This window comes from Pacificoceanicola niger (assembly GCF_048553275.1).
Lineage (GTDB): Bacteria > Pseudomonadota > Alphaproteobacteria > Rhodobacterales > Rhodobacteraceae > Pacificoceanicola.
The window spans coordinates 128,301-150,669 of record NZ_JBLZMW010000005.1; the positions used below are offsets into that span (position 1 = coordinate 128,301).

Consider the following 22,369-nt stretch of genomic DNA (forward strand, 5'->3'; position numbering starts at 1 on the left):
ATCGGGGCCTGCACAGCCATGCGATATGATCTGCTTCACTTTCCGGGGCCGGGGCCCCTGTATCTTCGCGACCTGACCGCACGTGTGGAACTGGCGGTTGAAGGCACGTCGCCCTTTGACGCCATCGCTCTGGTCGATGCGTTGCTGATGGATCGGCCGGGCGGCGTTCTGAGACCGGGTGAGGCGGCGCGGATGGCCGTGGCGGATCGTGACCGGCTGATGGCACAACTGCACCTGGCGGAGTTCGGATCGCGGATCGCCGGCGACCGCACCTGCGCGGCCTGCGAAGCCCGGTTCTCCTTTGATTTCGACCTTGGCGACTTGCTCGGCGCGCTGAAACCCTCGCGGGACGTGGAACGACTTGAGGAGGGCTGGCTCATGGCGGAAGGCGGCATCCGCTTCCGTCTTCCCAACGGCGAGGATGAGCGCGCCGGGGCGGCGGGCGGCCCGCGGGCCGGTGAGGTCATTGCGCTCCGATGTCTGCCGGAGGGCGAGACGGAGCATGTCGCAAAGATCGCGGAAATCGCCGAAGCGGTTGCGCCGCTGGTTGATCTGACCCTGCGCACGCAGTGCCCCGAATGCGGCGCGGATCACACCATGGCCTTCAACGCGGAAGCCTACTGTCTCGGGGCACTGCGGGCGCGGCGTGCGCGGATGATGTCCGACATCCACCTGATCGCATCGCGCTATGGTTGGAGCTTCGGGGCGATCGTCGACCTGCCGCAGAACCATCGGCGCGGATTTGTCGATCAGATCAACCGCGACCGCGAGGCTGCGCGCCGGACAAGGAGACTGGGATGAGCGGCTATTTCGAAAGACTTGGCGCCCGGCTGACGCCCGACGCCGTCGCCCCGCAGGAGAGCCCGGCCACGCCGGTGCGATTGAGCTTGCCCGAAGCGGAATTGCCCGACAACGCGGCGGCTTTTCCACGCGCTGAAAGCGGCGACCCGACCCCTGAGAAACCGCAGGCTGCAGCGCAGCATGACGCACCGGCCGGAGATCTGGGCGACTTCGATGCCGCGATGGAAGATAGGCCGCCACCGCACGAGTCAGACAACCCGCGCCCGCCCGGACAGCAGCCAGACTGGCCGGAGTTCGTAGCCGAGACCTTGCCCGATGCGCCCGCGGTCAACGGCGAAAGCGACACGCGACAGGAAAGGACCGCCGATGCCCCGGACACGAACGCGCCGGACCCCATCGCGCCGCCCCCTGCCAACATGGACCCACCGGACGCCGCAGGTGAACCCGCAGAAGCGGATGCACCTCTGCCCGAAGAAAGGATCGACCTTGAAACCTTGCTCGACGGATTTTTCGGGATGCCGCAAACGAACCATCCGGACTCGGACCCGGCGCCTCCACCAGAGGCTCACGATCGGCTCCGGATCGACCCTGCGCCGGATCGGCTGATGCCGGAGACACAGGACAGACCATGGCAGGATGCGGCAGGCGAGCCGCCAGAGCCGGAGCCCGAGGCGCAGACCCGGCTCAGCATCGGCGAGATCCGGATAGACGTGATCGAGCCGCAAGGCCGTGTGCAGCCCCCCGCCCCGGCACCCACACCGTTGCGGCGGTGCCTCGGCGCGAGCCGACCGGCGCGGCGCCGGTTCGGACTGGATCAAAGCTGATGCCGCTCCCGGATCTCAAACTGGCCACACAGGCCATCGCCGCGACGATCCGCTTGCATATGGCGGCCTCTCCGATTTGGGCGCCGCGCCCGGCTCCGGTTGTCAGCCCGCGCCCGCCGGATGAGGCGGGAAACGATCCGCTGACGCTGTTTCTCTATCATATCGGGAGGGATGGGTCGGTGTTGAACCGGGTTCCGCCGAATCCGGAAATCGCACCGCATTTCACGCCGCTCGGCCTTGTCTGCGCCTATCAGCTTGCCGCCCATGCCATGACGGACGACATAGACGGGGCGCTTGATGCGCAACTGGCGCTGAGCGCCGCGATGCTGGCCCTCAACGAGCACCAAGTGCTGACGTCACGGACCACGGTGGCCGGGACCAACCTCTTTGCAGATGTCGGGGTGGCCGACCCGACCACGCGGATGAACATTACCCTGCTGCCCATCGGGCAATCGGAGGCTGTGGGCTTCTGGACGCCCGGTGACATGGCGCCACGCCTGGCCGCCTATTACCAGGTGGCGGTGCAATTGATGCCGCCCGCGCCACGCCGCACCGGGGCGCGCGTCCTGAGCTACAGTGTCGGCGTGCGCGCGGCGGGGGCGCCGAATCTGACCACCTCGGAAAACAGCGTGACGCTGGTGCGGCCCGGCGGCGAGAGTGAAGACGTCACCCTGCGCCCGGCGCTGGTGTCCTATGGCGAGACGCTGCGACTGATCGGGGACGGCCTGACGGGCGATCACCCCCGGCTGATCCTCACCGGAGCAAGCCTGACCGGTCCGGTGCGCGTCGGGGTCGATTGGTCCGTGCAACTGCGCGGCCCCGCAGTGGAGGCGGTGGTGCAACGGACCGCCGGCGTCACGCAGGTGCCGCCGGGGCTTTATGCCGCGCAGCTGGAAATCGAGCGGCCCGGCGCCGGAGGCGCGACAGAGGTGCTGGCCTCTGCGCCAGTATCCTTTACCATCGCTCCGGCACAAAGCGCGCTGGCCGGTCCGGACGGCAACGGGCGGTTCACGGTCACGGGGCAGGGGTTTGCTCCGGCAGGCGCGGCAAGCAGCGATGCCGCGGTGATGCTCGGCGGAAGCAGCCTGACACGTGGAGCGGGCGCGAACCCGGCGGCAGGCGAATTCGTCGTCGACTCCGACACCGGCTATCGGTTCGCGGCCCCCGCCACGATGCCGTCCGGCTCGGTTCTGCCGCTTCGCTTCGTGTTTCGCGGGGCCACGTCCTTGCCGCTTTGGGTGACGGTGCCATGAGTGATGTCGCCGAAACCGTGGCAGCCGCCGGTGCCGGTCCACTGGACCTGATTTCATGGGCCGATGGTGTCATGGATGCACTGGCGACCGGCGCGCCGCTGCCGCCGCAGCCCGAGGTCGCGCGGATTGACCATGCGGCGGCGGTGCTTGCGTTGCCGGAGGGCAGCGACGCGCTCGTCGGTCTGCTTTTCGGGCTTTGGGCCGCGCCGCTGCCGCGCCAACCGCTGACCATGGGAACGCTGGTCCGGGTCCTTGGGTCAGAGGCCGCAAAGATGCGCGAGGCCATGGCGCTTTGGGGTTTGCTGCGCGAGCTGCCGCAACCGGGGGCGTCCGCGCTTGGCATTGCCCTTGATGAGAGCTTTGGCGATTGGATGCTCGGCGGCTCCGGCATTCCGCCGGTCTACGCAGGGCGCATCACGGCCTGTCCTTCGGGGCCTCCCCTGACGGATTGGCCCATTTCCGCGCTCGCCGCGCAGATCGCGCAAAGCACGGCACCGACGACCCTGTGCCTGACCGGCGTGCGCGGCGCGGGTGCGCGCGGATTGGTGGGCCAAATCGGTGAGGTTCTGGGCTGCGAGCCGCTGTGTGTGCGCAGTGATGGATTGGAGGGCGCGGGGCTCGAAGAGCTGGTCCGGGTGGCCGAGCGGCAGGCCCTGCTCTCGCTCGCACCGCTGTTCTGGTGCGATGGCGCGCGCCCGCCGCTTGCCCTGCCCGCACGCTTTCCGCTTTGTTTTCAGCGTGGCACGGATGGGGCCGACCGCTCGCGCCGGATCATCCACCGCATGAAACCGCTATCGCCAGAGGCCGCACGCCTGCTTTGGGCGCAAAGCAGCACCCTGCCGCCCGAGGCACTGGACAGCATCGCCCGCGCCCGCGCCCAAACACCGGCCCAGATCGCCCGTGCCGCAGCCACCGCACCGCAGGATCTTGAAGCCGCGCAAAAGGCACTTCACGCCGCGCGGCGCGGGGATCTGCCGCCCTACCTCTCAGCGGATAATGCGGACCTGACATGGGATGACATCGTACTGCCGGACCGTGTGGCGGCACCGCTCAGGAGCTTTTGCCATGAGATCAGACTGGCGCGCGATCTTTGGGCCAATCCGGAGCGCGCCCGGCATTTCCCGCGCGGGCGGGGCACGCTGGCGCTGATTTCCGGGCCAAGCGGCACCGGCAAGACCATGGCCGCGCAGGTCATGGCGCATGATCTTGGGATGGACCTTTACCGGGTGGATGCCGGAGCGCTGACGTCGAAATACGTGGGCGAGACAGCGCAGAACATGCAGGCGGTTCTGGACCGGGCCGAAGCGGACGGGGCGCTGCTGTTCTTCGACGAATGCGATGGGCTGTTCGGCAAGCGGGTGGACACGCGCGATGCGCAGGACCGCTATCAGAATGCCGACACCAACGTGCTGCTGGCGGCGGTGGAGCGCTTTGAGGGCGCGGCGATCCTGGCGACCAACCGGCGCGAGAACATCGACAGCGCCTTTACCAGACGGCTGCGCTATGCTGTCGATCTGCCACGGCCGGACGCGGCGGGGCGGCGGCGGATCTGGGGGCTTTTCCTGACTGCGCTGACGCCGTGCGGCGGGGCGGGCTGTGTCCGGTTGATCGAGCCGCTGGCGGCGCGTCTGGACCTGACGGGCGCGCAGATTCGCAACGCGGTGCTGAGCGCAGTGGTCGAAGCGTCGCGCCGGGGCGAGGCGGCGCTAGGGCCGCAGGTGCTGCTCGATGCGATTGATCAGGAACTGGCCAAGGAAAGCCGTGCGCTGAGCGTTCAGGACCGGGAGGCGATGCTGTCCCATGTCTGACACGCGCATCAACATTGGCCGCCTGATCGTCCAGCAACCCGGCACCGGGCGTCAGGGTCAGAGCGCCTTTGCCGAGGCCCTCGCGGCAGCTTTGCGCCGCGAGCTTGAGGGGTGTCCGGCGGGCGCGGTCGCTGGGATTTCACTGCAGGTCAGCCCGGACGAGGCCCGCGACCCGGCAGCCCTTGCGCGCAGGATCGCAGCAGATGTGCGGAGGCGCATCCCATGACGCGGCAGAGGCAGGATCAGACCCGGTTGACCGGAAAACCCGCCACCGGGCGGGTGCTGGAAGACGAGGCCCGCAAGGCCGCGCAAGGCCGCATCCCGGTGCTGAGCCGAGCGCCCGCCGCACGCCTGCCGGGGGATGCCGGGGTCGGGCGTCCAGTGGGCGGCGCGGTGCTGGGCCGCCTGCAGGACGCCTTTGATGCCGATCTCGACGGGCTGACGATCCATGATGGTCCCCGCGCTGCCGCGCTCGCCGAGCAGGCCGGCGCGCGCGCCTTTGCCGCCGGTCCGCACCTTGTTTTTGCAAAGGGCGCGTATCGTCCCGAAACCACCCGGGGCTTTGCGCTGCTGCGCCATGAAACCGCGCACGCGCTTCAGCAGAGCGGCATGGCGGACAGTGCGGGCCTGCGGCTGATCACCGGAGGCGCAAAGGCCGGTCCGATCCAGCGCGAAGACAAACCCGAAAGCGAGCAGGACAAGGCGGCGCGCGGGTATTGGAAGGAAGTGATTGACCTCTATGCAGCGGCCAAACCCTGGGGCGGGGCAAAGGATTTGCCCTTTGGCAAGGATTACGACACCGATCTGGCCGCCCTGACCAAAGCCGCCGATGGCAAGCTGTACCCGGCAAAGCGAACCCCCCACGGGGCGTCGATAGCGACCTTCGTCAAGACGTATGACTTCAAAAGCCTGCGCGGTGCGTCCCTAGCCGCCGACATTCTGACCCTGTCTGCCGAGTATCAAGCGACGCTGGATCTGATCCGGCGCATTCCCACGCTGGAGCAACTGTTCAGACCGATCGATCTGACGACGTTTGCGGTCAAGGCCGTGACGGCAGAAGAGCTTGTCCAGATCTTCGTGACCGACGAAAAATCGCCCTTCGTGCTGCGACAGTGGACCGCCATGGTGGACCGGATCGAGGCTCTGGCCACGACCGTTGGGCCCGATATCCCCATGACCTCGCCGGTAAAGCGATTGTTCGACGAGATGGACACCGCCACGGCGATGGACAAGACAAAGCCGAACATCCTGCAACATCTGGCGATTTCCGCAATGGGCAGCGCCGAGGACTTTTTCCTGCGGGTGTTGCGGAAGGCCGGAAGCCGCAAGAACGCCGCACAGCTGATCGAACAGACCGGCATCGCGATGTCGCCGGGATCGCCGGTGTTGCAGGCCATGGCGCGGCTCACTGTTCTGAACAGGGATCTGAAGACCCTCACCACGGCCTATACAGGCAACAACGCCTTCACCCCTGTGGCCGCTGCGTTGCTGTTGCCGCCGGTGCAGGGGCGCATGATGCGCTTCAACAGCGCCTTCGGGGTGTTTCAGAACATGCTGACCTCTCTCGGCGGTGGCCTGTTTCAGTTCGCCAGCCTCGGCACGCGAGGCAAGCTGACCATTCCGGACGCGCTGACCACCTTCCTCGACGCCCTGTCGGACATGGCCAAGGTAGATGCCGGGAACGGCGCCTTCACGCTGCTGCCCGCCTCCGCCGCGACCGCCACCGGAGAGACCGGCAGCGACGGAAAGCTGACAACGGCCCAGCAAACCGTGGCATTCCTTGCGCGGATGCCGGAGCCCGCGGATTTTGACACACGCCGCCGGACCATGGTCTCGCAGATCCGCGACAAGGCGCTGGACTTGCGCAAGACCCTGAATGGAAGGAAAACCCCGAACCGCGCGGCGAAAGAGACGCATTTCGACGGTATAAGCGCGCTGGTCCTGTCCTTGCTTTGGGTCGACTGGTTCACCGGATATGCCGATGAGGCCGGTCAATCGGGCGGCAGGGATGCCAATCAGGTTGCCGCAGCGCGCTACAATCTCGCGCGGGGGATTGGGGCGATTGGCCAGCTTTTTGGCCATGCCACGCTGTCGACCGAGGCTTTCAAGGTCTCCAGGGGCCGCGACGCGGGCCTGTCCTATGCGGTGATCCCGGAATGGGAATTCACCGAAGACACGAAGATCAAATATGCCACGGCCCTGCCGGAAGAGATCACGACAATCGGCAAGGATCGTCCCGGACCTGACGGCAAGGTGGACCCGAAGAACCGGACGGAGTTTGCCGTTCCGATGGATGTGCTGGTCGAGTTCTACCAGATCGACTTTCTGCGGCAGGCGCTGCCAAAGATGACCGAGGAGATCGCCCGGCAACAGGAAATCGTCGAGCGAAACAAGAAAACCGCCACCAGCAAGGAAGAGGATCTTCCGCCGGGAGATTCGATCCAGAGGATTCTCGATGGCGTCGAACAGCGTATGCAAAAGCCGCGAAAGTGGGTCGCGGAGGGCGGTGCGCTTGTCCGCAATCCAACCGACAAGGCGCGGCCGCTTGAGGTGCTGCTGCGGCATCCGGCGGTTGCGGCACGAATGGGCGAGCCGGGCAACAGCGCCGGGGCTGGCGGGTCCGGCATCAAGGGGATGTGGAAGGGCAATCTACTCGTGCGGCAGCGCAACCGCTGGGTCGGCGTGGATCTGTGGACCCTTCCTGACCTGTCCCCGCTGCGCGATGCCCTGCGCAAGGTGCCCGAGGTGCGTACCATTCTGGATGCTGCAAAGGAGAACAAGGTCTGGACCGAACCAAAGGCCGTCCATGAGTGGCTGTTCCAGCTTTATGACCTTGCGAAGAAGGACGGCACGCTCGCCAATCTGCGCGCCGGAATGCGCCGGGACTTCGATACGCAATGGGGTGTCGAGCAGCGGCGGATGAACCTGGCCCAGCGCAAGCTGAGCACGCTCAATCGCGGCATCCACGTTGATTACTTCCGGGATCGTCTGGCCGAGTCCGTCGATTCCACAGAAACGAAAGACCGCCACGAGATCTTGTTCGATGCCAAGCTGACAGGCGATCTGCGCGGGTCGATCACGGCGTTCTCACGATCGGTGCGGCCCAAGGCGGATCAGGACATCCAGACCGTCGCCTTGATGATCGAAGTGGCGCCGCAGTTGCTTGCGGCGATCAGCGTGCGGACCGGCGGCGACCACATTCAGAGCTTTTTCGAACCTGTGGCGCTGGCCCTGTCGATGGCGACGGGGTCCGTGGTTTTCGGGGTCAAGGGCGAGGGCGCCAGCGGTCAGGACGGCGGCCTGCCCGCGCCGGGCATCAAGGCCGACTTTGCCGCCAGAATCCGCGATCTCAACGTCTCCGACACAGATCTGGCCGTCGGGGTCAAGAATCTGCGCGAAATCCTGCGGCGTCTGGATACCGCGCGGCGCGAATCCCAGGAACAGTTCAAACTGCATGGCGACCCGGCCAAAGGTCTGCAGACCAAGCTGGCCGGGTACTGGATCGACCCGAAAAACGACGACACCTCGAAATTCGTGTTGGCCCTGCCGTACCGCAGCGATGTGACCGAGAGCAGCAAGGGCTGGAAACCCGCGCCGAGCGACGATGCAACGCCGCTGGACCGTGCGGCGGCTGAGAGCGACGGCGGGCAGACGACTGCCAAAGCGATTGAGCCGCTGTGGAAACAGGATGTGATCTACGGCACCCAGAACCCGATATACTACGAAATCGTCACGGTGCACCGCAGGTTCACCTACACCCCCGCCTACAAGGCCACCGGTGCCGCGCGCCGCGATGCGAGCCTTGTGGACGACAAGAAGCGCGCGATCCCGGACGGCGTCGATCTCGTGACGTTCCGCTTTGCCTACATGACGCAGACCGAGGGCCAGGTCGGCTTTACCCCGCCGCGGGAAGTCACCGTAAAGGCCGGGGATCATCAACTTCTGGAACTGCTGAACAACGTGGTCGATTACCACGGTCGCCTGCTGCAGATGCGCGCCCTCGGCGATGTGATCGAGGCGGCGGGATCGCTGATGCTCGATCTGCTGGAGTTTGTGCCGGGGGCCGGTCAGGTGCTGATGCTGGCACGGCTGACGGCCACGGTCATCGACATGATCGTCAACCTCGAATGGGATGAAATCCGCGAAGATCTGATCGACGGCCCACAGGAGATCCTGACTTTCCTGCAGGGGGATTTGCTGTCCTCGCTCGACTCTGTGGACATGTTCAGCTTCTTCATCGACAGCCTGATGACGGGCAAAGGCGCCGCGAGCCAGATCAAGGCGGTGCTTGAGAAAGCCAAGGCGCGCAAGGCCAAGCCAAAGCCGCGCACGGGGCGGAAACGCAAGAGCCAGAAATACCGGCAGCTGATGCAGTCCGTCTCGTCCATTGCACTCAATGTCGCCTCCGCCTTTGTCGGGGCGCAGGAAAAGATGGGCGTCGGCGTGAACAGCGCGATGGCGCGGGTCATGACTTCCCCGCTCTTGAGCAAGCATATCGACCGGCTGCCGCTGTACCTCGGCTATGCCAACCTGATCGAAGGGCTTGTCTTTGCGGGCAAGCACATGGCGGGGGCATTGCCCGATCTGACCGGAGGCGACAAGCAGAACGCCAAAGCTGAACGCTCCGGCGCCCAGGCCGATTTCCTGCAGGGCGGCGCGGGCCCGAAGGCGTTCGAGGCCGCGATCAATTCGATGATGGAGCCGCTCACCACCTTTGAATTGCCCAAGGAGGTCATCCCGATGGACCTCGCGGTGCAGATCATTCTCGAAATGACGGTCGGTCGTGTGCGCAACGCCAAGGTCAGGATCGTCTATGAGGCGCTGCGCCTCACCGGCGGGCTGGCCAAGATCAGTGCGCTGATTGCCGAAAACCTCATCAAGGACTCGGCGGCCAACCCCAACAAGATCTGGCAGAACGACATCGCTGGAAAGATCGCCCCGGCGATCACGACGGGGCGCAACCACCTTGTCGAGCAGGTTTTCGGCCTGATGGCGATGATCTTTCCGGGGTCGGGCATGCAGGCGCCGAATATGCCGGACATCACCGCCGAATGGGGTGAAATGACGCTGAGCGATGAAATCCACCCCTACGGCCACGCGATGGGGTTTCCGTCACTGCTGCATCCGATGACGGCCCTGCCACTGACCGGCGGTGTGCCGCTTGAGCCGGACCTGCGCACCGATCTGGAACGGCGCTTCGGCTATGATCTCGGACATCTGCGGCTGCATGACGACGGTCCGGCGCAGGACTTTGTGCAGGCCATCGGGGCGGAGGCGGCGGCCTCCGGGGCGCATCTCTATATGGGAAGCGGGCTTGATCCGCAGTCTGACCATGGCAAGCATGTGCTGCGCCACGAGGTCGCCCACGCCCTGCAACAGACCCGCCCGCCGGCGCTTGGCCAAGGCACGCCGCCGCGCCCCAAGCCGGGACAAAGCGGGCGCGGCCTGCGGCGCGATGCCCTGCGCGAGGACGGGGCCGAACGGATGGCCCGCGCCGCGCAAACGCACAATGCCACCTCCGAAGGACCAATGCGGATCGAGGGGGCCGGGCCACAGGCGATCATGCCCTACAGCCGCACCGACCTTGTCGATCTGCTGACCGCGCTTGGACCGGGCAGCGATCCGCGCACGTTCGGCCAGATGAAATTCGCGCAGCCGCTGCTGACCCAGGGCAGCAAGGAGGAGCGCGCCGCCGTCAAATCGCTTGGTAGCACGCTCAAGACCAAAGTCGCCAGCGCCAAACCGGCCACCGGCCTGTCCTATGGCACGTCGAGCGGCTCTCAGGATGCGGTCCGCAGCGAGCTTGGCAAGGTGCTCAGCGAATGGACCGATGACCGGGTGCTGCGGATCGCTTCGAGCGCGACAACCACGCTCACCGAGACGCAGCAGAAGAAGCTCAAGACAAGGCGCAAGTATTCGGTCGATTTGCCGAAGCTGATCCAGATCCTTGAAGGCGTCATCTTTGCCGAATGCGGGATTACCGTTGAACTGGGCTACAACAAGGCCAAACCGGATGCGATCACCTCTGTCACCTATCAGGGCATCCATTTCGGCGGTGTGCGCGGCGGCTCGGATTTTTATCACCACATCAAATCGCAGAACGGCACCGTCGGCAGCTTTGACTTTGCCTTTGTGCGGACATTCCTGCGCGGGCAATTCCCGATTCCGCATGAGTGGATGCGCGGCGGCGCGCTGAAGATCAGCCCGAGCGGTATTTTCAAGCGCACGCCCGAAATCGACGAAAAACTCCTGCCGGCGTGGAAGGATTACACCAAGAAAGGCGCAACCGACCCGAATGCCATCCGCGTCGACACCCATGGTAATCTGACCACGAACAACGGCGGCGGTCGCGAGAGCCATCACCTGCCGCAATATCTGTTCGTCGAGTTCTATCGCGGGCGCAGCAAGAAGGGACCGATCAGCATCTGGGGCATGAACGGCGATTACTGGATGCCGGGATTCAAGGCTACGGGGTTTGGACCGTTCAAACGCCCGAAAGGCAAACAGGAATACGACAGCTTCGAGGGCAACGGTTTCAGTTTCAACCTAAAGAAGCTGGACCCGGACAGCGGACGGGGCAGCGGCATGCCGGCGGTCTCGATCACCCGCGAAACCCACCAACAGGGCGCCCTGCACCTGACGCCCAAGAAGACCTGGGCAAAGGGCGACGAAGAGAATGCCCCCGGCACGCAGGGGCTCGCCATGTATGCGCAATACATCAAGTCCATTACCCGCGGGATCAAATCGAAGCAGAAGATCAAGAAAACCGGCCTGTCGGCGCCCGGCGGGATCACCTCGGCCAGTGGATTTCGCGAGATGGTGGATGATGCGGTGATCCCGGCGGCCCGCAGCGGCGCGGGCGCCAATGACACCGCCGCTGCCAGGGAGCTGGTTGATGTGACCGAAGACACGATCAGGCAAAGCTACCGCATGTTCGTCGGGGTCATGGCCCCGCAACTGCGCCGTCAGCTGGCCGCGCTGGAGGTCGAGACCTACCGCGCCGTGGCGCGCAAACTTCCCGGCTATTCCGAAACCGGCGGGGTGGAGACCTTCCCCAAGGGGTTCGAGGCCGACAAGTTCAACCCCTCCGGATGGATCGACGACGTGATGGGACAGCTCAAGAGCAACAACAAGACCAGCTACGGGACGTTCTACGATGCAAGTGCGTGGTGATCGCGATGACTGACTATCCTCCGAACAAACGCGGGTTCCTGCTCAAGGGTGCGATTGTCGAGCTTAAGGAGGGCGGGTTGATCGGCTTTACGCCGTCCTTCCACGTGTTCCAGTACAATCCGCAGGTTCTCAATACCACGCTCGGGCTCTCAGCCTATGGCGACACGCTCAACGCCAGGCAAGCCGGGGCGCGGCAGAAGGCGGAGGAGGCAGTCTATTATTTCGGCGGGCAGGCCATGGCGGCGCAGCCCGACGATCCGACGCTGTCGTTTTCGCTCGATATCGTCATCGACGCCATCGACGATCTCAACGAGAGCCACCCCATCGGCATCACCGTGGGCATCGCGGACAGGCTCGCCGGGTTGGAGCTTCTGGCTTATCCAAATGATACGCTGGTGGAGCAGGCCCTGTCTGCGGTGGGTGATGCCATCGGCGATGCGCTGGGCTTTCGCAGCACCGTGGATGTGCCGCTGCAGAGCATTCAGCTCTTCGTCTTTGGCCCCGGCAAGGTGCTGCCCATCCGTCTTACGGCGATGAGCATCGAAGAGCAGGCGTTTCACCCCAACCTGCTTTATCCGATCCGCGCCAAGGTCAGCCTCGCCATGCAGGTCCTGCGCCCCTCGGACCTGAGGATGTATCCCGAAACCTCGCTGGTCCGGCAGATCGCCAACGGCTGCTACATCTTCACCCGCGAACAAAAGAGCGCCCTGTCCACGCTTGGCGGCGCCTATCGCGCGGTCGAAGGCGTCATCGACATCGTAGGAGACATCTTTTGACCTATCCCAAGACAAGCCGTTACCACGATTTGCCGCTGCGCAGCGTTCCCGGCCCCGATGGCCCTCCTGTCACAGTGGTCGAGGCCCCGCGCCGGGAGGAGGCCCCGACGCGCGGCTGGCATCGCTATCAGCCCGGGCAGCGGCTCGATCTTCTGGGCAATGCCTACTGTGGCGCGCCGCAGGCGTGGTGGCGCATCCCGGATCACATGAATGTACTCTGGCCCGACGCGCTCACCGAAGAAGACGAGATCGCCATCCCGGACAAGGGAGGCGCGCGCTGAGCCATGGCCTACAACTGCGCCATAGATGTGGACGGAAGCCCGGCGGGGGATCTCGCGGCGCAGGCGCTTGTTCTGGTGACAGAAGAAATCGGGCGCGACACCCAGTGGGAACTGCAGCTCGACATCGTGCCCCGCGATGGCGATTTCCCGCAGCTGACCGACCCGAGGCTGACCCCGCCTGCGGAGATCGCAGTCTTCGCCAAGACCCCGCCGCTCGGGCTCGATTGCCTGTGCATCGGTCCGGTCGAAGGGCAATCCATCCGGCTGCTCAACGGCGCGGAAGGCTCCTCCCTGACGGTCTATGGCCGCAGCGCGGAGGCGCGTCTGGACCAAAGCGAAAGCATAACGGTGCATGAGGGCCTGACCAGCACCGACGGCACCATCGTCATGGGCATCCTCGCGCGCTACACCATGGTGCCGGATGTTGATCCGACGCTCATGGCGCGTCCGCCGCTGGGCCATCCGATCGTGCAGCGCGGCAGCGATCTGCAACTGATCCGCCACCTCGCCCGGCGCAACGGTGTGGAGTTCTGGCTCAGCCATATGGCCACCCCGGTCGGCCCCGTGGTGACAACCGGGCACTTCAAGAAGATCGCGCCGACGATGATGCCGGTCCTGCCAGAGCTGCGCCTTAACGCCGGGCGCGACCTGATGGGCGCGCAAAAGGCCAATATCGCGGCGCTCGACATACGCTTTGACAGTGTCGCACCTACCAAGGTCAGCGCCGACAGCATCGACATCGGCACCGGCAGCGGGATCAGCGGCACAACGGAGCTGCCAACGCTGGACGCGCTCGGGACCACGCCGTTCCATCAAATCGGCGACACCCCGCGTGAGATGCGGCTGACCGGGGCGGGCGATGGCGCGGGTGATCTGCAGGGCATGGCCGAAGGCGTTCTGGCCGAGGCACAGTTCTTCCTTCGGGCCGAATGCGAGGTCTCGGTTCATGACCTTGGCACCATCCTTCATGCCCATGACACCGTGAAAGTCAGCGGCGCGGGTTCGCGCCATTCGGGACGATACATCGTGGAGCGTGTGGAACACCGCTTCGACGATGCTGGCCACACCATGAAGCTCGGGCTGATGCGCAACGCCTGGGGCGAAGAGTCCGCTTCACCAATTCCGGGGATCTGAATAATGGCACGCGACAACACCGAACAGCTCACCGATATCGTCACCCGGCGCTACTATGGCAAGTATCGCGGCGAGATGATGGGAGTCGTCACCCTGTCCCGGCGCCCCCGTGTCACGGTGAAAGTGCCCGCCGTTCTTGGCGACGCGACCCTGCCTGCGGAGGTCTGCGTGCCCTATGCGGAGGATCAGGCCGGGTTCCTGATGGTGCCGGAGAACGGCTCGCTGATCTGGGTCGAATTCGAGGCAGGCGATCCGCGATTTCCGATCTGGGTCGGCTGTCTCTGGCCCGATGGCGCGGCCCCGGTCCAGCAGATGCAACTGCCCGGCAAGAAGATGCTGAAGACCGGCGTGACGACGCTGGAACTGGACGACACCGCCCGCACCGCGACGCTCAGCACATCGCGCGGGCCGCAAGTGGCGATGGCGGGCGACGTCAAGATCTCCACCGGCGTGGCGACACCTTCAGCCACCGTGTCCAGCTCTGCGGTCGAGCTGAGCACCACGGGCATCGGCAGTGTCTCCGTCACCAGCACGAAGACAAGCGTGAACAATGGCGGATTGGATGTGACCTGATGGCAAAATTCCTGACAGAAGCGACCGAGCTTACCTGCCCCCACGGCGCCAGCGTCACCGTGACCGCCAGTGAGCAGAGCGTCAGCGCCACCACCGGCAAGCTGCTCAAGCCCACCGACAGCTTCACGGTCTCCGGCTGCCAGTTCAAAATTCCAGCAGGCCCAGCGCAAATCCCCAGCCCCTGCACCACGATCGTCTGGATGCTGCCCACCATGCGCGTGCAGGGGCCCTTCCTGACGCAATCGAGCATCGGCCTGTGCATCAGCGCCCTCGGCTTTCCGCAAGGCACGCTGATCATCGCCAATCCCGATCCGCGCGCGGAGGGCATGTGATGCTGAGACCGACCCGAAAATCCTCCGTGGCGCGGAATCTCCTTGTGCCCATGGGCGTGGACCGCAGCCTTGGCGCGCTGCGCACGGTCACCGATGCCGAAACGCAGATAAAATCCCTGCTGATGCAACTTCTGATGACCGACCCCGGCGAGCGCGTGATGCGCCCCGAATTCGGCACCGGTATTCGCGGCATGGTCTTCGAGCCTCTGCGGCAGGCGTCTTCGGCACTGGTCAAGGCGGCGATCTACGGCGCGGTGCAGGCGCATCTTGGCGATGTCGTCAAACTCCAACAGGTCAAGGTGGAAGTGGTCGAAAGCACGCTGATCGTCGAGATCAGCTATGCCATCACACTGGCGCCCGAACCGCAGTTCCTGAACCTTGAGGTGCCGCTATGAACAACGGTCCCGACAGGCTGGCGCTGCTGCGCGCGCATCCGGTTCTGACCGGCATTGATTATGTGACGGTGGGGTCGAACCACGATCTTCTGGAGGTGGTGTTTCACAACCCGCCATCGCAGGACCTGCAGGATGATCTGACAATCACAGATGTCACCGTTGCGCCCGATCCGCCCGACGGCGTCCCCGCCCCCGCGATTACGGCCATCAACTGGGCCGGTCCGGCCGCTCACCGGCGCCTGCGCATCCTCTTTGCCGGTCCCGGCCCCTTCGCGCCGCAAAGGTTGACCATCGCGCACGGCGACGTGGATCCGTTTTTCGGAACGCTGCTAATCTCCTTCAAGGCGGGTTGCCCATCGCCCTTCGACTGCGCCCCGGATGACAGCTGTCCTCCCGAACCGGGCAGCGCGCCGCTGATCAGCTATCTCGCCCGGGATTTCGACAGCTACCGGCAGCTTCTGCTCGACTATGCCGAGACGCATTGGCCCAATTGGTCCGAACGCCACGCGGCAGATTTCGGGGTAATGATGCTGGAGGTCATGGCGGCGCTGGGCGATGAACTGGCCTATTATCAGGACCGAATCTCGCAGGAGGCCTATCTGCCCCGCGCCACGCAGCCGCGCTCCCTGCGCAGTCATGCAAGGTTGGTGGCACATGACCCCGTGCAGGCGGAGGCAGGGTTTGGCTGGGTCGTGGCCGAGGTCAACGGCGCGCCGGGCGCGGTGCCCGCTGGCACCCCAGTCTGGGCGCAGGCCCAAACCGGTGAACGCATTCCCTACACCGTTGGCCATGGCCTGAGTGACGCGTTGAGCGGCGCGGCCTACGGCGTCGATGCCGCCCGCAACGCACTGGCGCCGCATATCTGGGACGAGGACGATCTGTGTCTGCTTCCGGGCACGCGGGAGATCTGGCTTGCCGGGGCGCTGGCCGCCGCCCTGCCGCTCGACGATGCCACCGGGGACGGCACGCCAGCGCGGCGGCTCTTCCTTGTGCAGGCGGCGGACCCCGCGCAGGAAATCCCCTTCGAGGCGCGCATCGCTCTGATGATCGGCGCACAGGATGACAACGACCCGCTGACCGGCGGCGCCATCACGCGGATCACCCTGTCCGAGCCGTTGGCGACCCCGCTCTGGCTGCCGACGCTGACGGTCCACGGCAACCTCCTTCCCGTGACTCCCGGCGAGACCCAGTCAGGCTGGTGTGTTGCCGGTCGGGCAGAAGACGCGCCCGCTGGCCTGCCCGATCCGATCACTGCCACCCTTCTGACCTCCATCGAACGGCAGGGCGGCGAAGGCGAAGTGATCCACCGCATCTTCATCCCGGGCAGCGACGAGGCCGGGCTGGTGTGGCGCGGCGGCGTTCCGGACATTGCGCTGATCGCACAGCAGGTGGCGGGCGGTGTGCCGAACGACGATCTGACGTGGGATTGGCGGGCATCGCTGGTCGGGGCCGTCTCCTCCCTGCCCGAAAGCCGGGATTTCACGCTGGAAGAGGGACGCTGGGATACCATCCGCACCTTCCGCCGTCCCGAGGGCGACGTGATCCACCGTGATTATGCCAGCCCGTTCGGCCACACCATCCGCTTCGGCAATGGCGAGTTCGGCGCACAGCCTGCGCGTGGCACGCTCTTTCGCATGGTCTGGCGGCTTGGGGGCGGCGTTGCGGCCAATGTCGGGGCGCGGGTGCTGACCGGGATCGGGCCGTTGCCCGCCGGACTGGACCTGACCATCACCAATCCGCTGCCCATCGACGGCGGTCGCGCCGCCGAGACGCCCGCCGAAACCCGCATCATCGCGCCGGAAGCATGGCGGCAGATCACCTATCGCGCGGTACGCCCGGAGGATTATGCGGAGGCCGCCATGCGGCTCGATTGGGTAGAGAATGCCGCCGCCATCAGCCGCTGGACCGGATCATGGCTGACCGTGTTCACCACACCCGATCCGCGCGATACGACCGGGCTCTCCGCCAATCGGCGGACACAGCTTGAGCACTGGCTTGATCAGTTCCGTCAAACCGGACGGGATTCCCGTGTCTCCGATCCGATTTATGCCGATCTCGACCTTGAACTGACCGTCTGCGCTACGCGTGGCACAGATCCCTCGGCGCTGGCCAAACGGCTTCAATCCCGGCTGTCGTCGGCCAAGGGTGCGCTCTTCGATCCCAACACACTGAGCTTTGGCACTGGCATCGACCGCTCCGATATCGTGGCCGCCGTGCACGAGGACCCCGGTGTGCGGGCCGTGGAGCGCATACGCCTGCGGCGGCGCGGCTGGTTTGACTGGCGCGACATGGCCGCCCGCTACGCGCCAGAGGGTCCCGCCGAGATCATTCGCATCGAAACCGACCGCACACGCCCCGAACGCGGCGCGGTGACCATTCTTGTGGAGGGTGGCCTGTGAAAGCCTGTTTCTGTCCTGTTCCTGCGCCCGATCCGGCGCGGCTGAGCATTCCGCCCAACCTGCCGTGGATTCCGCGCCAGCCGGGGCGGTTCTCTGATTATGCCCGCGAATTGCGGCAATCCATCGGCGCAATTCCGGCGCTGGACGACTGGAGCACCTACGCGCCACGGGACCTTGGCCGGATGCTGATCGAGTTCTGGGCCGTGATCGCAGAAGTCCAGAGCTTCTACGACGCGGTGCGCGCAAACGAAGCCTACCTTGGCACAGCGCGGAGCGCGGAGGCTCTCGCCGATCTGGTCGCGGTGCTCAGCCATGAACGCAGCCCCGCTGTCTCGGCCCAGGCCTTACTCGCCCTGCAGGTCAGCGGCGTGCAAACCGTCACGCTTCCCTCTGCGACCGCGTTTCGCTCGAGCGCGGTGGCGGGCGGGCCGCCGCAGATCTTTGAAACCGGCGCGGATGCCGCGCTGCATCCGGCGTTCAGCCAGCTCGACCCCCTGCCGCCGCCCGCCGGAACGCTGCGCAGCGCGCTTGGTCTATCCGCAGCCGCGACCACGGTGCCGCACCTTTACGTGCTGCCCGATACGGTGAACCTCAAGGCGGGTGAGCTGATTGTGGCGGAAACCCCGGACACCCTGACCATCGCCAGGGTCACGGCCCTCCGGGAAGACGAATTCGACGACGCACCGCCGCTGATGCGGTTGAGCCTCGATCCGGCGCTGGCGTTGTCCCCGGACACCGCACCAGAGGATGTGAGCCTCTGGCGGATGAGCAGTCGAACCAGACCGTGGTTGACCGCCGCCGTGTCCGGCGATCCGGCGGTTTATCCTGCGGCGGGCGGGGAAGTCGTGCTTGAGACCACCCTGCCGCAGATCGGCGCCGGTGACCTTGTGACGCTCTTCACGCCAGGCGGGCAGGACGTGGTGCGGGTGTCTCAGGTCGGCCTCGTGCGCATGACCCTGACGGCCGCCACCAGCATCACCGCCGAGGACAGCGAGGGCGATGACTTGCCGATCCCGATCCCGGCGGTCAGGACGCAAGTGACGCGGCTGACCCTGCCCGGCCATGCGCGGCTGACGTCCAATCTCGGACTGCTCGGCATCGGCTATGCCCCGGTGAGCGCCGGAACGCTGGCAAGTCCACCCGCCACCCGCCTGATGGCATCCGGCGGCGAGAGCCTGCCGCTGGCCGATGGCCGCCGGGTCCGGCACGCGCTCAATGCGGCAGAGCCGCAAAACCGCAGGGTGATCCTGTCCGACCGCTTCGGCGCGGGACAGGCCCTCGATGCGGAGATTGACCCGGCGGCGGGCGTGTTGACACTCGGCGCGCTCGATACGCCGCTGGATCTGGCCCACCCGGCGCAGGCGCTGGGCAATGTGGTGACGGTGACGCGCGGCGAGAGCGTGCTGGACGAGATGCTGGGCCATGGCAACGGCGCGGTGGCGTTCCAACGGTTCACGCTCGGCAACGGACCTTTGACTTACCTTGAGGCCCCAAACGAGGCGGGTGTTGCCCCGCAAATCGAGGTGCGCGTCGATGGCCAGCGCATCGAGCGGGTCGAGACATTGTTTGCGGTTGCGCCGGAGCGGCTGGTCTATCGGCTGCGCGATGTGGCCAGCGACGCGCCGAAAGTCGAATTCGGCGATGGGCTCTGGGGCGCGCGGCTGCGCACCGGGGCGGTGGTCACGGCAAGCTATCGCTTTGGCGGCGGAAAAGCGGCGCCCGAGGCCGGCTCGATTTCGCAGCTTGTCACGGCCCGCGCCGAGATCGCCAGCATCGCACAGCCCTTCGCGGCCTTCGGCGGCGCGGATGCCGAAACTCCGGAGTCGCTGCGCGACAGCGCCCCGGCGTCCGCACTCTTGCTCGGGCGGGTCGTCTCGCTGATTGACTTCGAGACCGCTGCCGCGCTGCATCCGGGCGTGACCGGAGCCGAGGCGCGTTGGGCTTGGTCCGCGCGGAAGCAACGACCGCTCGTTCGGGTCTATGTCGCGCCGGATCCGGCGCTGACCGAGGGGGTTTCTGAGCGGCTGAGGGCGCTGAGCGATCCGTCTGTGCCGCTCGAAGTGGTGGCGGCAACGCCCTTGCCCCTGCGCCTGGTTCTGAATGTCACGGTCTTCGATGCGTTTCGTGAAGTCGATGTGCTCGCGGCGTTGCGCGCGGCGCTCACCGGTCCCGGAGCCAGGCTCGACTTCGACCGGCCCGAGATCGGCAAGGCGCTGTTTCCAAGCGTCATCACCGCCGAAGCCATGGCAATCGAAGGGGTGGATCGCGTGGATGCCATCACCCTCGACGGCGGCGTCCTGCCACAGACCGGCCTCGCCGTGCCGGAGGGCCACTGGGCCAGCATCGACCCCGCAAGAGGCGGGGCGCTGATCCTGAATGGAGAGGATGGCAGCGCATGAACATTGAAAAGGACACCACGGTTTTTGACGGCTATGACGTCTATTTCGCGGAAAAGCTCTGGGATCTGATCCCACGCCAATACCGCGACATGGACATGGCCGATAGAGAGAACCCCGGCGTACTGCGCGGCTTCATTGACGCCCTCGCCACGCAGGCGGCGGGCGTCCGGCGCAGCCATGATCGCCTCTGGGAAGACCAGATGATCGAAACCGCCGCGCCTTGGGCCGCGCCTTATATCGGGGCGCTGGTCGGCACGCGGATGCTGCCACAACAGAACCTGCGCGGGCAGATCGCGGACGTGGCCAAGACGATCTACTACCGCCAACGGATTGGCACGCCCGCGCTGCTGGAGCAGTTGATTTCCGATATCGCCGGGTGGGAGGGCGTGGTGGTCGAGGGCTTTACCACGCTGGCGCGCACGCCGCATGGACTGGATGCGCCGCGCGATGCGATGAAGTGGGCCGGGGCGGCGGATTTGCGTCATCCGACCTTGGGCTATACCGTCGATGGCGGGCCTTTCGATCCGCTCCGGCACACGCCGGAGACGGCCGCGCCCAAGGGGCGGCGCGGCAGCCATGCGATCAACCGGGTCACGTTTCACCTCTTTCCCGTCGCGGCAATCCGCAATCATGCCATCCGCCCCGCCGCTATTCCCGGCGCGGCGGACGCCTACACCTTCGATCCCTCCGGCCGCGATGTGCCGCTCTTTGCGCCGCGTGGTCGGGCGGAGGTGACACAAACCGCGACACCGGGTGCCGATTGGGCCGCGGCAGCGCCTTGGGATCTGCCAGCGCCGATCCCCTGCGGTCTGCTGGGTCACGAGAGATATCACCTGACCCGCGCCGCGACGCTGGCCCTGATCGCCGGAAACCACATCACCGCAGCGCAGGGCGCGGCGCTCGCGCCCTTGGAGGGGCGTGTGTACGAGGGGGTAAGCCGGCTCCGGCAGGCCCTGCTCACCCGCCCCGGCGGTGCGGCGCTGCTGGCCAATGCTGTTCTGGACGCGATCCGGGCCGAGACCCTTGCGCCCGATTGTGGCAAGAGCGCGCTTCTTGGCGTGGCGATGTCCGTCGAAACCGGCGGCGCGGCTGTGGAGACGCCGGAACGCACCAGCGCCGGTGACCTCTCTGATCCCGCCACCATCCGGGCCCAGCGCGGATTGGTGATCGACCCGGTGCGCGGGCGCTTTCGGTTTGCAGCGCCTCCGGCGGCGGAGGCACTGACCGTCGATTACCACACCGGACATCTGGCGGCGCTTGGCGCGACGGGCCACACCCGCACCGCGCCGAACAGCCCCGTGAATGAGGTGGCCAGCGGCGGCAATTGGCCCGTGCAGGCGGATTGGCCCCGCGACGGGCATCTTCAGGTCGAAGACAGCCTGACCTACGGCCAACCGCCAGACATCACGGACATTCAAACCCTGACCCTGTCCTCGCCATCCGGAACGCGCCCCTATGCCCGCCTGCTGAACGACTGGACCCTGACCGCGCTGGCGGACGGCAATGCCTTCCTGCATATCGATGGGCTTTGGCTTGGCGCCGGGGCGCCCGCACGTCTTGTCCTTGCGGGTGACTGGGAGGAGGTGCGGATCACCGCGAGCACGCTCGATCCCGGCGGGGCGGTGTCGCGGGACGCGGGCGCTCCTGTGCTGCCCCCTCTGTCACTCAATATTACCGGCCGGGTGGAAACGCTCGTCATCGCCCGGAGTCTCATCGGGCAGATCACCGGGACCGGCGCAATCGAGGCGATCGATATCGCCGACAGCACCCTGCAGGCGCAGAGCTTTGCCATAAACGCCCGCGATTCCCGGCTGACGATGCAACGCTCCACCGTTGTGTCCGGCAACATCCGGGTACAGGAGCTGTGGATTTCCGACAGCGTGATTGCGGGGCACACCCACGCCCGCAACCTGCAAACCGGCTGTTTTCGCTATTCGGCCACGCAAGAGCCGTCACATGTGCCCAAACCCTACCGCGCGCACATGCTGTCGGCCTCCGAAACCGGGGGTACGCTGTTTCGCTCTCGCCGGTTTGGCGACCCCGGGTATGCGCGGCTGCAGGTAACCGCACCCGAGGCGGTCCGCCGCGCGAACAGCGAGCGCAATGAAATGGGGGCTTTTGCCAGTCACCGCAGCGAAACGCGGCTGAGCAGCCTGAAACAGAAGATCGAGGAATATGCCCCCTTCGGGCTGCTTCCGATCTACCGATTTGAAACGTGACA

At 66.0% G+C, this 22,369-nt stretch carries 15 protein-coding genes; all 15 read left to right on the plus strand.

Annotation, left to right across the window (positions count from 1 at the left end; all coding sequences use genetic code 11):
• The first annotated feature begins 18 nt into the window (after nucleotides 1-18).
• The 15 genes from ACN2XU_RS08995 to ACN2XU_RS09065 are packed head-to-tail and all read left to right on the plus strand — an operon-like array spanning nucleotide 19 to nucleotide 22,367.
• Entirely contained in the window at nucleotides 19-801 is a 783-nt protein-coding gene (locus ACN2XU_RS08995; RefSeq protein WP_419410095.1) for a hypothetical protein, read from the plus strand.
• Nucleotides 798-1,625, plus strand: a complete 828-nt coding sequence (locus tag ACN2XU_RS09000; protein ID WP_419410096.1) for a hypothetical protein — start codon at nucleotides 798-800, stop codon at nucleotides 1,623-1,625. The genes ACN2XU_RS08995 and ACN2XU_RS09000 overlap by 4 nt, the downstream gene beginning before the upstream one ends.
• Entirely contained in the window at nucleotides 1,625-2,878 is a 1,254-nt protein-coding gene (locus tag ACN2XU_RS09005) for a Pvc16 family protein (RefSeq protein WP_419410097.1), read from the plus strand. The genes ACN2XU_RS09000 and ACN2XU_RS09005 overlap by 1 nt, the downstream gene beginning before the upstream one ends.
• Nucleotides 2,875-4,686, plus strand: coding sequence for an ATP-binding protein (locus ACN2XU_RS09010; RefSeq protein ID WP_419410098.1), 1,812 nt, complete (start codon nucleotides 2,875-2,877; stop codon nucleotides 4,684-4,686). The genes ACN2XU_RS09005 and ACN2XU_RS09010 overlap by 4 nt, the downstream gene beginning before the upstream one ends.
• Nucleotides 4,679-4,912, plus strand: a complete 234-nt coding sequence (locus ACN2XU_RS09015; protein WP_419410099.1) for a hypothetical protein — start codon at nucleotides 4,679-4,681, stop codon at nucleotides 4,910-4,912. Before ACN2XU_RS09010 ends, ACN2XU_RS09015 begins: the two co-directional genes overlap by 8 nt.
• On the plus strand, nucleotides 4,909-11,859 hold the full coding sequence (locus ACN2XU_RS09020; protein ID WP_419410100.1) for an eCIS core domain-containing protein: 6,951 nt from the start codon (nucleotides 4,909-4,911) through the stop codon (nucleotides 11,857-11,859). The genes ACN2XU_RS09015 and ACN2XU_RS09020 overlap by 4 nt, the downstream gene beginning before the upstream one ends.
• 5 nt (nucleotides 11,860-11,864) lie before the next feature.
• On the plus strand, nucleotides 11,865-12,635 hold the full coding sequence (locus ACN2XU_RS09025) for a hypothetical protein (protein ID WP_419410101.1): 771 nt from the start codon (nucleotides 11,865-11,867) through the stop codon (nucleotides 12,633-12,635).
• Nucleotides 12,632-12,916: a hypothetical protein gene (locus tag ACN2XU_RS09030; RefSeq protein WP_419410102.1), complete on the plus strand. Its 285-nt coding sequence runs from the start codon at nucleotides 12,632-12,634 to the stop codon at nucleotides 12,914-12,916. Before ACN2XU_RS09025 ends, ACN2XU_RS09030 begins: the two co-directional genes overlap by 4 nt.
• Nucleotides 12,917-12,919: 3 nt before the next feature.
• Nucleotides 12,920-14,050 (plus strand): hypothetical protein, encoded by a 1,131-nt coding sequence (locus ACN2XU_RS09035; protein WP_419410103.1) that lies wholly within the window; start codon nucleotides 12,920-12,922, stop codon nucleotides 14,048-14,050.
• Between the two features lie 3 nt (nucleotides 14,051-14,053).
• Complete coding sequence (locus tag ACN2XU_RS09040) at nucleotides 14,054-14,623, plus strand: phage baseplate assembly protein V (RefSeq protein ID WP_419410104.1); 570 nt, start codon at nucleotides 14,054-14,056, stop codon at nucleotides 14,621-14,623.
• Nucleotides 14,623-14,955, plus strand: coding sequence for a hypothetical protein (locus tag ACN2XU_RS09045; protein WP_419410105.1), 333 nt, complete (start codon nucleotides 14,623-14,625; stop codon nucleotides 14,953-14,955). Before ACN2XU_RS09040 ends, ACN2XU_RS09045 begins: the two co-directional genes overlap by 1 nt.
• Nucleotides 14,955-15,350: a GPW/gp25 family protein gene (locus tag ACN2XU_RS09050; protein WP_419410106.1), complete on the plus strand. Its 396-nt coding sequence runs from the start codon at nucleotides 14,955-14,957 to the stop codon at nucleotides 15,348-15,350. Before ACN2XU_RS09045 ends, ACN2XU_RS09050 begins: the two co-directional genes overlap by 1 nt.
• Complete coding sequence (locus ACN2XU_RS09055) at nucleotides 15,347-17,749, plus strand: baseplate J/gp47 family protein (RefSeq protein ID WP_419410107.1); 2,403 nt, start codon at nucleotides 15,347-15,349, stop codon at nucleotides 17,747-17,749. Before ACN2XU_RS09050 ends, ACN2XU_RS09055 begins: the two co-directional genes overlap by 4 nt.
• On the plus strand, nucleotides 17,746-20,148 hold the full coding sequence (locus tag ACN2XU_RS09060; protein ID WP_419410108.1) for a baseplate J/gp47 family protein: 2,403 nt from the start codon (nucleotides 17,746-17,748) through the stop codon (nucleotides 20,146-20,148). Before ACN2XU_RS09055 ends, ACN2XU_RS09060 begins: the two co-directional genes overlap by 4 nt.
• Entirely contained in the window at nucleotides 20,145-22,367 is a 2,223-nt protein-coding gene (locus ACN2XU_RS09065) for a hypothetical protein (RefSeq protein ID WP_419410109.1), read from the plus strand. The genes ACN2XU_RS09060 and ACN2XU_RS09065 overlap by 4 nt, the downstream gene beginning before the upstream one ends.
• The last annotated feature ends 2 nt before the right edge of the window (nucleotides 22,368-22,369 follow it).